This is a genomic window from Microvirga roseola, from assembly GCF_020866965.1.
In the GTDB taxonomy this organism is placed as follows: domain Bacteria; phylum Pseudomonadota; class Alphaproteobacteria; order Rhizobiales; family Beijerinckiaceae; genus Microvirga; species Microvirga roseola.
In genome coordinates this window covers 1-10,238 of sequence record NZ_JAJATX010000092.1, presented here as the reverse complement: position 1 = coordinate 10,238, position 10,238 = coordinate 1, and the positions used below count along the sequence as shown (strand labels likewise).

At 66.1% G+C, this 10,238-nt stretch carries 11 protein-coding genes; 5 read left to right on the top strand and 6 right to left on the bottom strand.

Annotated elements, in window-relative coordinates; translation table 11 throughout:
• Positions 1–13: 13 nt before the first annotated feature.
• Both LG661_RS23320 and LG661_RS23315 read right to left on the bottom strand, forming a co-directional pair.
• Positions 14–1,048 carry a calcium-binding protein gene (locus LG661_RS23320; RefSeq protein ID WP_230534386.1) on the bottom strand — a complete coding sequence of 345 codons (1,035 nt, stop codon included), beginning with the start codon at positions 1,046–1,048 and terminating at the stop codon, positions 14–16.
• Positions 1,049–1,191: 143 nt separating this feature from the next.
• Positions 1,192–1,878 (bottom strand): cation transporter, encoded by a 687-nt coding sequence (locus tag LG661_RS23315; RefSeq protein WP_230534385.1) that lies wholly within the window; start codon positions 1,876–1,878, stop codon positions 1,192–1,194.
• Positions 1,879–2,013: 135 nt separating this feature from the next.
• Here LG661_RS23315 and LG661_RS23310 point away from each other — a divergent pair, with 135 nt between their 5' ends.
• Positions 2,014–2,445, top strand: a complete 432-nt coding sequence (locus LG661_RS23310; protein ID WP_230534384.1) for a MerR family transcriptional regulator — start codon at positions 2,014–2,016, stop codon at positions 2,443–2,445.
• Here the strand turns inward: LG661_RS23310 and LG661_RS23305 are convergent.
• Positions 2,442–3,707 carry a ubiquinone biosynthesis hydroxylase gene (locus LG661_RS23305; RefSeq protein ID WP_230534383.1) on the bottom strand — a complete coding sequence of 422 codons (1,266 nt, stop codon included), beginning with the start codon at positions 3,705–3,707 and terminating at the stop codon, positions 2,442–2,444. The two genes, LG661_RS23310 and LG661_RS23305, sit on opposite strands and share 4 nt — an antisense overlap.
• Before the next feature lie 163 nt (positions 3,708–3,870).
• On the opposite strand from LG661_RS23305, the gene tesB reads away from it, so the two are divergent.
• The 3 genes from tesB (at position 3,871) to LG661_RS23290 (ending at position 6,720) form a co-directional block, all read left to right on the top strand.
• Positions 3,871–4,731: an acyl-CoA thioesterase II gene (gene tesB / locus LG661_RS23300; RefSeq protein ID WP_230534382.1), complete on the top strand. Its 861-nt coding sequence runs from the start codon at positions 3,871–3,873 to the stop codon at positions 4,729–4,731.
• A 254-nt stretch (positions 4,732–4,985) separates the two neighbouring features.
• On the top strand, positions 4,986–5,324 hold the full coding sequence (locus tag LG661_RS23295) for a P-II family nitrogen regulator (protein ID WP_230534381.1): 339 nt from the start codon (positions 4,986–4,988) through the stop codon (positions 5,322–5,324).
• A gap of 37 nt (positions 5,325–5,361) precedes the next feature.
• Positions 5,362–6,720, top strand: a complete 1,359-nt coding sequence (locus LG661_RS23290) for an ammonium transporter (protein WP_230534380.1) — start codon at positions 5,362–5,364, stop codon at positions 6,718–6,720.
• Between the two features lie 114 nt (positions 6,721–6,834).
• Here the strand turns inward: LG661_RS23290 and LG661_RS23285 are convergent, their stop codons facing one another.
• From LG661_RS23285 to LG661_RS23275, 3 genes are read right to left on the bottom strand one after another with little or no spacing between them, the layout of a single operon-like run.
• Entirely contained in the window at positions 6,835–7,431 is a 597-nt protein-coding gene (locus LG661_RS23285; protein WP_230534379.1) for an SCO family protein, read from the bottom strand.
• Between the two features lie 12 nt (positions 7,432–7,443).
• A complete protein-coding gene (locus LG661_RS23280; RefSeq protein WP_230534378.1) occupies positions 7,444–8,388 on the bottom strand; it encodes a DUF1775 domain-containing protein in 945 nt (314 codons plus the stop codon).
• Between the two features lie 37 nt (positions 8,389–8,425).
• On the bottom strand, positions 8,426–8,776 hold the full coding sequence (locus LG661_RS23275; protein WP_230534377.1) for a hypothetical protein: 351 nt from the start codon (positions 8,774–8,776) through the stop codon (positions 8,426–8,428).
• 208 nt (positions 8,777–8,984) lie between these two features.
• On the opposite strand from LG661_RS23275, the gene LG661_RS23270 reads away from it, so the two are divergent.
• Positions 8,985–10,238 (top strand): DNA translocase FtsK 4TM domain-containing protein (locus LG661_RS23270; RefSeq protein WP_230534376.1); only part of this gene is annotated, 1,254 nt, incomplete at its 3' end.

The window sequence follows — 10,238 nt, the reverse complement described above, 5'->3', positions numbered from 1 at the left end:
TCTGAATCACACCTCAGCCCAAATTAATAGGTCCTGAGCCTAGGGTGTCGGTCCCGCCTTGGCCGATCACCCGGTTGCTGCCGTCATTGCCTTCAAAGTGGTCCGCGCCGGAACCGCCTTCCAGGTTCGCAATCCCGATCAGCGTAACAAAGCCATCACCGCTGGTGTTCTGAGCATCCGTGAGAGTAAGATCGACCCGGGCCGCGACTGAGCTCGAATAACGCGCCGTGTTGATGCCGGCACCGCCGTCCAGTGTATCGCTGCCTAATCCGCCTTCCAGCGTGTCGTCCCCGTCACCACCTTGGAGACTGTTATTGCCGGTGCTGCCGACGATGGCGTCGTTGTGCGCGCCTCCGACGACATTTTCGATGTCGATGTGCGTATCGGTGCCCTGTCCCCCGCCGATGGCCTGCGACGTCATCTTGCTGAGATCGACGCTAATCCCGCCGGTGGCTTCGGAATAGTCGACGGTATCGCTTCCGCCGCCGCCGCTGAGATAGTCGTTCCCCTCTCCGCCGGAGAAGATCTCCGACCGTGCGCCGCCGAGCGCCCTGTCGTTGCCGAGGCCGAGCTTGATGATGCCGCCGGTCGCGATTCCCTGGACGCCTTCGTAGAAATCGTCGCCCGCGCCCAGGTCCAGGAGCACGGCGCCGGCTGCGACGGACGTGGTCTTCAGGGTGCCGGCATTGGTGATCCGGTCATGGCCCGCATTGCCCTGAATGGCGAGGCCTGCCCCTTCGATAAAGCCGAGATTGGTGATGGTATTGGTCCCGGCTCCCGAAATGACGATGGCAGTGCTGGTATTCGACCGGATCGTGCCCTCGTTATGGACGGTGCTGCCGTTGCCCCGCAATTCGAGGCCGTGGACTTCGCCAACCGCGCTCCCGTTCTTGCCGATGAAGATGCGCTGCGGATCGAAGGCCAGGTTGGCTGTCAGGGTCTCGCTGGTGACGGCAAGATCGACGATTGCGGTGCCGCCTCCAGTCAGCTCCAGGCGGGCATTCGTGCCGCTGGTGCCGGGAAGGGGATTGGCGGCGTCATAGATCACATTCGGCGTGGGGCATCCGCATTATTGAGACAGCAGGATACCCTTTCTTTACGTTATAAAGTTGAATAAGAAAACATCGGGGGATGCAGTTTCTGCGCCCACTAGCGATGAAGGCCAGGGATCGCCTGGCCTTCTTTGTCGAGCTATTCCGCCGGGACCACTAGCACCGGACCGGCGCTGCGGTATTCGGCATAGGCTTGACGCAGGATCTGAACCGCCGAGGACAGGAACAGGGCCGCCATGATGCCGGCGACCAGGAGGTCGGGCCAGGGGCGGGCGGTGAGCCAGACCGCTCCGGCCGCGGCCGTCACGGCGATGTTGCCGATGGCGTCGTTGCGGGAGCAGAGCCAGACCGAGCGGACATTGGCGTCACCGTCCTTGTAGCGCATCAGCAGGAGCACGCTGGAGACGTTGGCGGCCAGCGCCAGAAGGCCGACCGCGCCCATGAGCTCCGCCCGTGGCAGGCCGAGGACGAGCACGTGATAAAGGGTCGAGCCCAGCACCCAGGCACCCATGAGAGAAAGGCTTACCCCTTCGAACAGGGCGTCCGTTGCCCGGATACGCAAGGATGCGCCGATCACCGCGAGGCTGAGGCCGTAGGTCACCGTGTCGCCGAGAAAATCAAGGGCGTCCGCCTGCAGGGCCTGCGAGCGGGCAAGATGGCCCGCCACGATTTCCGTGACGAACATGACGGCGTTGATGGCGATCACGGTCCAGAGTACCCGCTTGTAGCGCGGGTCGACCCCGTCGAAGACCGGCACGCCGCCATGGCAGCCGCAGGCCTTCGCTGCGCTGTTGCATCCGGCGGCCGGTGCGGGGCTCGCGATCACGGGTTCGGGTGTGGACCTGATGGCCGCCGCAGCATCCGTCGTGCCGACTGCACTCGCTCTCCGTCATATCGAGCTCCTTTTCATCATGCTGGGGCGGCCCTAAAATCTCTAACGACTAGAGGTTCAAGGGGAAAAGTGACGGATCTTTCGATTGGGGAATTGTCGCGCCGGGTCGAGGTCAAGGTGCCGACCATCCGCTACTACGAGCAGATCGGCCTCCTGCCCTCACCGCCTCGGACAGAAGGCAGGCAGCGGCGCTACGGGCCGGACGATGTCGCCCGCCTCAGCTTCATCCGCCACGCGCGGGATCTGGGCTTCGAGGTGGAGGCGATTCGGGAACTGTTAAGCCTCAGCGCCCGGCCGGACGAGCCCTGCGAGGCGGCCGACCGCATCGTTCTCCGGCATCTGGAGAGCGTCGAGCGCCGGATCGAACGGCTAACCCTGCTTCGCGCGGAGCTCCGGCACATGCTGGACGATTGCAGCCACGGCCCGGTGCGCGAATGCCGGATCATCCAGGTTCTCGCCGACCACGATCAGTGCCGTCACGAGCACGGCAGGGTCACTTAGAGCGCCTGCCCCCTCAGCAGGCGCGGCGCCGTATTGGAGCGAAGGCCCGCGGCCTCGCGGATGAAGAAGCGCTTGAGGCCCGGCATCCGGTCGACGAGGCCGAGTCCCAGGTCGCGGATGAGGCGCACGGGCAGGATATCGTTGGAGAACAGCCGGTTCAGCCCATCCGTCATCACGCCCATGGCGGTGATGTCGGCCCTGCGCGCGCGCTCATAGGCATCGAGCACGTCCGCGCCGCCTGGATCCATGCCGAGACGCATGGCGTCGGTGACGGTCTCGGCGAGCGCCGCCGCATCGTGCAGACCGAGATTGAGCCCCTGGCCGGCGACCGGGTGGATGACGTGGGCCGCATCGCCCAGGAGCGCGAGCCGTTCGGCGACGAAGGAGCGCGCCACGCCGAAGGACAGGGGATAGGCCTGGGGCTTCGTCTCGAAGGCGATGCGCCCGAGCTGAAGCCCGAAGCGCTTTTCGAGCTCGGCGAGAAGGTCCTCCGGATGGGATCCGAGCAGGGCGGGAACGTTCTCGCTGCGCTCGCTCCAGACGATGGAGGAGCGATGCTTCACGCTGCCATCGGGCAGGACCTCGTCCTTCAGGGGCAGGATCGCGAAGGGGCCGGAGGGCAGGAAATGCTCCACCGCCCTGCCCTCATGGTCGCGCTCATGGTGGATCGTCGCGACGATGCCCGACTGGCGGTAAGGCCAGGAGATCCAGCCGATCCCGGCCTGCTCCCGCAGGCGCGAGCGCGCCCCGTCGGCAGCCACCAGAAGGGCGGCGGAAAGCGTCTCCCCCTCCGTCGTTGTGACACCGGTGCGCGCCGACTGCACGGCAAAGCCTTTGATGCCTACGGCCTTCAGGGTCACGCCCGCCGTGCGGCAGGCCTCGATCAGGGCAGCAGTGAGGTCGCCGGAAGTCACCATATGGGCAAAGGGCTCGCCCGCCCCGACATCGCCTTCGAAGGTGAGGTAGGTCGGACGAACAGGGTCCTGCAGGCGGCTGTCGGTGACGGCCATGTCGAGCATGGGCTGGGCTTTGTCGGCCACCTTGTCCCAGATGCCGAGAGCCTCCAGCATTCGCCTTGCCGCCGCGGCGATGGCGTAGGCGCGCTTGTCGCCATTAGGATCGCGGGTCAGGACCGGATCGCATATGGTGACGTCGACCCCGTCAGTCAGCGCCTGCTTCAGGGCCAGCGCCAAGGACAGTCCGGCCAGGCCTCCTCCCGCGATGACGATCCGCGGACCTTGCATGCCCGATGCTGCGCTCATGGCTCTTTCTCCTCGACACCATCCGCTATAGAGCATTTTTGAACGGAGGGCTGCCGGTTCGATCGACCGGCGCCCCGCCCTATCTCGGTGTCAGCGATCCGCCGGCCAGCGTCAAGCCAGAGCTGAGCCGGAGGAGGACGCTTCTTCAAAGGATCGAAAATCCATGTCCCGCGCCGTTGCAGACCTTCTCGCGATCCTCGACCTCGAACAGCTCGAGGTGAACCTGTTTCGCGGGCAAAGTCCCAAGAGCGGGTGGCAGCGCGTTTTCGGCGGGCAGGTGATCGGCCAGTCGCTCGTGGCGGCGAGCCGCACCGTGGACGGGCGGCACCCCCATTCCATGCATTGCTACTTCATGCTGCCGGGCGACCCCAAGATCCCGATCATCTACGACGTGGACCGCATCCGCGACGGCAAGAGCTTCACCACGCGCCGGGTGGTGGCGACCCAGCACGGCCAGGCGATCTTCTCCATGTCGGCCTCCTTCCAGGTGGACGAGGGCGGCTTCGAGCACCAGGCCGAGATGCCGAAGGTGCCGGGGCCTGACGAATTGCCGAGCGAGGAGGAGGTGAAAGGCGGGCTGATCCTGAAGATGCCCGAGCCCATGCGCACCTATTACGAGCGCGAGCGCCCCCTCGAGATCCGCCCCGTGGAGATCAAGCGCTACATGTCCCGCGATCCGGGAGAGCCGCGCTTCCATGTGTGGATCAAGACCACGGGCCGCCTGCCCAACGACCCGGCCATCCACCAATGCGTTCTGGCCTATGCCTCCGACATGACCCTGCTCGACACCTCGCTCATCCCTCATGGGCGGACGGTTTTCGATCCGACGATCCAGGCGGCGAGCCTCGACCACGCCATGTGGTTCCACAGGCCCTTCCGGGCCGACGAATGGCTGCTCTATGCCCAGGATACGCCGAATGCCTCCAGCGCCCGCGGCTTCTCCCGCGGCCTGATCTTCAGGCAGGACGGGACCCTCGTCGCCTCCGTCGCCCAGGAAGGGCTGATCCGCGACCGCAGCGCCTGATTTGCCGCAAGCGGGACCCGGTTCCAGGAGATTGAGACCGGGCCTGCCGCCAAGCTGCACAAACTTTAATCATCGAGCCTGTTTTCGGGCCAATTGCGCCTGCTCATGAAAGAGGCAGAGTCGCCGAACCGTGCCGGGACAAGGCATGGCATGCTTCTTGCTTAATCCCCTGCGACACCCGCCCAAAAGGACGGGTTCAGATCGAAACCGATGCCTGATCGCGTCAGGCTAACGTCTCAAAGGGGGCCAGGCCCATGAAGATTGTGATGGCGGTCATCAAGCCGTTCAAGCTGGAGGAAGTGCGCGACGCGCTCAATGCCCTCGGCGTGCACGGCCTCACCGTGACCGAGGTGAAGGGATACGGGCGGCAGAAGGGTCACACCGAGATCTATCGCGGCGCCGAATACGCCGTGAGCTTTCTGCCGAAGCTGAAGATCGAGGTAGCGGTCGCGACCGAACTCGTCCCGCAGGTGATCGACGCGATCACCGCATCTGCCCGCACGGGCCAGATCGGCGACGGCAAGATCTTCGTCGTGTCGCTGGAAAAGGCGGTTCGCATCCGCACGGGCGAGACCGATGCCGACGCCCTGTAATCCCCATTCCCCAATTTACTCCCGGAGTTTGAATCCGATGAAGTTCCGTCCGCTTTTCATGACTGCGCTCGGCGCGCTGGGCTTAGGCCTCCTCGCCGTCGACTCTTCGTTGGCCCAAGAGGCCCCTCCCGCAGCGGCTGCCGCGGTCGCCCCCACGGTCAGCAAGGGTGACACCACCTGGATGCTCGTCTCGACGATCCTCGTGATCCTCATGACGATTCCCGGTCTTGCGCTCTTCTATGGCGGCCTCGTGCGCACCAAGAACATGCTCTCGGTGCTGATGCAGGTGTTTTCCGTCTTCAGCCTGGTGGCCATCCTGTGGGTGATCTACGGCTACTCGCTCGCCTTCACCTCCGGAGGCGAGGGCATCGGGGCCTTCATCGGCGGCTTCTCCAAGGCGTTTCTCGCCGGCGTGACGACGGATTCCACCGCCGACACCTTCACGGCGGGCGTCGCGATTCCGGAGCTCACCTTCGTGGCGTTCCAGCTCACCTTCGCGGCGATCACGCCGGCCCTCATCGTCGGCGCCTTCGCCGAACGCATGAAGTTCTCGGCCGTGATGGTCTTCACGGGTCTCTGGGTGACCTTCATCTACCTGCCCATCGCCCACATGGTGTGGTTCTCCGAAGGCTATCTCTTCGCGCTGGGCGCCCTCGACTTCGCAGGCGGCACGGTGGTGCACATCAACTCGGGCGTGGCCGGTCTCGTCGGAGCGCTGCTGATCGGCAAGCGCATCGGCTACGGGCGCGACCTCATGGCTCCGCACTCGCTGACGCTCACCTATGTCGGCGCCTGTCTGCTCTGGGTCGGCTGGTTCGGCTTCAATGCGGGCTCGAACCTCGAAGCCACCGGCGGCGCGGCGCTCGCGCTCCTGAACACCATCGTCGCTCCGGCCGCCGCGGGCCTCTCCTGGATGACCGTTGAGGCCATGAGCAAGGGCAAGGCTTCGCTGCTGGGCATCGCCTCGGGCGCGGTCGCAGGCCTCGTCGCCATCACCCCGGCGGCTGGTCTCGCCGGCCCGATGGGCTCCATCGTGCTCGGCCTCGTCGCCGGCGCGGTCTGCTACTTCGCCGTCACCGCGGTGAAGAATGCGCTCGGTTATGACGACGCCCTCGACGTCTTCGGCATCCACGGCGTCGGCGGCATCATCGGCGCCATCGGCACCGGCATCGTCGCCGCTCCCTCGCTCGGCGGCTACGGCGCAGGCGAATACGCCATCGGCGGCCAGGTCTGGACGCAGATCATCGCCGTGGTGGTCACGCTGCTCTGGACCGGTATCGGCTCGGTGATCCTGTTCAAGCTCGTGGACGTGATCGTCGGCCTGCGCGTCACGCAGGATGCCGAGCGCGAGGGTCTCGACCTCGCGGACCACGGCGAGCGCGCCTACAACTACTAAGCCTGACAACGAAGCCTTCCAGAGGCTCGAAAGCGGAAAGCCCCGGCTCGCAGGCCGGGGCTTTTCTTACTTCTCCCGCGTCATTCGCCGCCGGGGATGGGCCGGGTTCAAGGCTCACCCGTTCTTGATCAGCTGCTTCAGTTTCGAGCGCCGCACGTCCTGCGATTCCTGGAAGTTGGACGTGCCGTAGAACTCGCCCTTCGAATCCATCAGGAAGATCGTCGCCGAATGGTCCATGGTGTAGCCGGAATCGGTTGGAACCTTGCGGTAGTAGATCTTGTAGGCCTTCGCGACCTCCGCGATCTGCTCCTCGGTCCCGGTCAACCCGACGATGCGCGGATCAAAGGAGCCGAGATAGGTCTTCAGCAGTTCCGGCGTGTCCTGCGCAGGATCGACGGTGATGAAGGCGACGCGCAGCTTGTCGGCGTCGCTGCCCAGCGTCTGCAGATCCTGCGTGAGATCGTAAAGGGTCGTCGGGCAGACTTCCGGGCAATGGGTGAAGCCGAAGAAGACGGCGAAGGGCTTTCCTTTCAGATCCTCCTCGGTGAAGACCTTGCCTTCGTGGCTGGTCAGCCGGAAAGGCCCGCCGATGGGCACCTTGGAGGCGCCCTGCTGCGGCCCCGGCAGGATCATGAGAAGCGTGGCGAGGAGCGTGAGCGCCGCAACGAGAAAGACCAGGAGCGGCACGAGAAGGGAGCGTTTGAGAGCCATGTCGATCTCCGGTTAATGCTTGTGTTCCGCAGGCGCGGCGCCGCCCATGGAGCGGACGACGTACTCGACCTCGACGGCTCCGGCCTTCTCGAAGACGAGAGTGCCCTTCACCGTCTGGCCCTCCTTCAGAGGCTCCTTCAGGTCCATGAACATGAGGTGGTGGCCGCCGGGCTTCAGTTCGACCGTCGCGCCCGGCGCGATCTCGAGGCCGCCCTCGACCGGCTTCATGCGCATGATGTCGCCTTCGAGGCGCATCTCATGCACGTCCACCTTGGAGGCGAGCGGAAGCGATCCGCCGATCAGCCGATCCGGCTCCGTGCCGGTGTTGGTGATGCGCAGGTACCCGCCGCCGACTTTGGCCCCGCCGGGCGTCGCCCGCGACCACGGCTGCTCGATGGAGATTGCACCCTTCTTGATGGAAGCAGGCGAGGCATGGGCGGCCGCCAGGATCTTTATGCCGGGAGCCGGAGCCTTGAGGCTGTGCGGATCCTGCCCGCTGGCCGGAACCTCGATCCATTCCGCGACGCCTTTCGCGCATTCCTGCACGACCGGGAAATAGACCGTGGCGCCCGGCTGGTAGGCATCGGTGAAATGCGCCTGAAAAACGAACTCGTCGTAGTGGCCGTCGTCGAGCGAGCCCGACCAGACGATGTCCGTCACCCCCTCCGAGACCGTCTCGCCGTGGACCTGATAGGCGCGGACATAGGAGCCCTTGGCGGTCTCGAGAGCCCAGCCGGGCTTGGGCATCGGCTTGACGGCCACGATGCCCTCAGGGATGCGCACGCGCACCTTGAGCGTCGGCTGCCCTTCGCAGCCATGGGGCACGCGCAGAACCGCCTTGTGGGTGGAGTTCGGGGTCGCCTGCGCCGTCTCGAAGGTGACATGCGCGAGAGCGGACGAGGAAAGGGCGATGAGGGCAGCCGCCGCGAGCGCGCCGCCGGACCGAGACGAAAACATGGGAAGTCCTGTGGTTCGGTTGAAAGCGAGGAGCGGATCAACCGAGGCGAGGCGGCGCGCGCGAGCCGACAGGCAGAAAACCATGTGAAGCCCGGAAAACCGGCGCTTCGCCGGCAGTGGCAATAACGGCCTGATCCGACGAAAGCCGCTCGGCGTGGATGGCGGCCGGAAGCGGCCCCGCCGGACCCGAGCCGTGACAGCTCAAGGTGCAGCACAGGCCGTCATGGGCTTTCGCAGGCAGCCTGTCGGGACCCACGTCACCATTCGTCACGCAGAGGATCGCCTGCGGTCCGGGAGCCGCGACCGCATGGTATGCGCCCCCGAAAGCGAACAGGATGGCCTGCAGGGCAAGGGCATAGGCCAGCACCGCCGCAACGGCGCTGCGCATTCCTCTCGTCCTGAAGGCCCATGTCCACATGGGCTGGACACTTCCTCTTTCCGGTCCTTTCCGTCAACAGCGCAAAAGGTCCCCGGGGTGCTCGCGCGGAAAAGTGAATACGGGTTCCGGGTCCGTCGGTCAGGGTTAAAGGACCCTTAACCCGCCCCTTCTAAACTGCATCGTGAAACAGTCTTGCTCCGAGGTCCCAAGTCGTCCGATGCGTACTGTCCGCCGATCATCCTCAGCCTATGACGGGCTCTTCAGCGCCCTGCGGTCCATTCTCGCACGGCGGGCGCAGGAGCTGACCGGCCTGTCCCTGATCGCGCTCGCAGGAGCCGTGGCGGTTGCGCTCGCGACCTGGTCCGTGGACGATCCCAGCCTCAACAACGCCACCGACCGGCCCGTGCACAACCTGCTGGGCTGGCCCGGGGCCATCGTGGCCGACCTCCTCATGCAGCTTCTCGGCCTCGGCGCCATCGCGATGCTGCTGCCGCTCGCGCTCTGGGGCTGGCGGCTGATGAAGGCGGGCGAGCTCGGCCGCGCGCAGCTGCGCTTCGCCCTCTGGATCATCGGCGCTGGCGCGGCGACGGCGCTTGCCAGCGCCCTTCCCGCCACCGACCGCTGGCCCCTGCCCACCGGTCTCGGCGGCGTGGTCGGCGACGCGATCCTGGCGGGCGCGAAGGCGATCACGGGGCTCGCCAACGGCCCGGCCAGCGCCCTTCTCGGCCTGCTCTTCGCGGGCATTACGATCCTGAGCCTCACCGCCGCCTGCGGTCTCGGCCTCTCGGAAGAGAAGCACCGGGACGAGGCGGAGGACGACGAGCCTCAGCCGGTCCGGCGGCGCAGGATCGCCGATTGGGACGAGGCGGAGGAGACAGCCCAGGACGAGCCCGGCTGGGGCATCGTCTCGCTCGGCGCACTTGCCCATGGCGTCATGAGCCTGAAGAGCGCGGTCCGGCGCTGGAGCGAGGGCCGCCGCGAGGAATTCGAGGAGGACTACGAGCCGGCCCCGGCACCCCGCCGCGCCATGCGCGAGGCGCAGCCCCTGCGGCGCGAGCCGGTTCTCGACGGCGCTCCCGCGCGGACGCGCCCCGCCCCTGTCTCCGCTCCCCTGCTTGACGGCGACGAGGAGCCCTGGGACGACGAGCCCCTGCCCCAGGTCGTGACCCGCGGCCGGGACGAACCTGCACCCTCCCGCGTCGCGCCTCTTCCCACCGCGCCCAAGCCCGGCAAGCGTATGGCGCGCGAAGCCCAGCCCTCGCTCCTCGACGAGGAGCGTTACCAGCTTCCGGCGCTGAACCTGCTGAGCGAACCGAAGAAGCCTGCAGGCCCCATCGTCTCCGCGGAGGCACTGGAGCAGAACGCAACCCTGCTCGAAAGCACTCTGGAGGATTTCGGCGTCCGGGGCGCCATCACCAAGGTCAATCCCGGTCCTGTTGTGACGTTGTATGAGCTTGAGCCTGCGCCTGGA

What these genes read in the sequence shown, in the direction of transcription:
- LG661_RS23285 (WP_230534379.1), bottom strand. Translation starts at nt 7,431, where the DNA reads ATGGCTCTCAAACGCTCCCTTCTCGTGCCGCTCCTGGTCTTTCTCGTT.
- LG661_RS23290 (WP_230534380.1), top strand. Translation starts at nt 5,362, where the DNA reads ATGAAGTTCCGTCCGCTTTTCATGACTGCGCTCGGCGCGCTGGGCTTA.
- tesB (WP_230534382.1), top strand. Translation starts at nt 3,871, where the DNA reads ATGTCCCGCGCCGTTGCAGACCTTCTCGCGATCCTCGACCTCGAACAG.
- LG661_RS23280 (WP_230534378.1), bottom strand. Translation starts at nt 8,388, where the DNA reads ATGTTTTCGTCTCGGTCCGGCGGCGCGCTCGCGGCGGCTGCCCTCATC.
- LG661_RS23275 (WP_230534377.1), bottom strand. Translation starts at nt 8,776, where the DNA reads ATGCGCAGCGCCGTTGCGGCGGTGCTGGCCTATGCCCTTGCCCTGCAG.
- LG661_RS23305 (WP_230534383.1), bottom strand. Translation starts at nt 3,707, where the DNA reads ATGAGCGCAGCATCGGGCATGCAAGGTCCGCGGATCGTCATCGCGGGA.
- LG661_RS23295 (WP_230534381.1), top strand. Translation starts at nt 4,986, where the DNA reads ATGAAGATTGTGATGGCGGTCATCAAGCCGTTCAAGCTGGAGGAAGTG.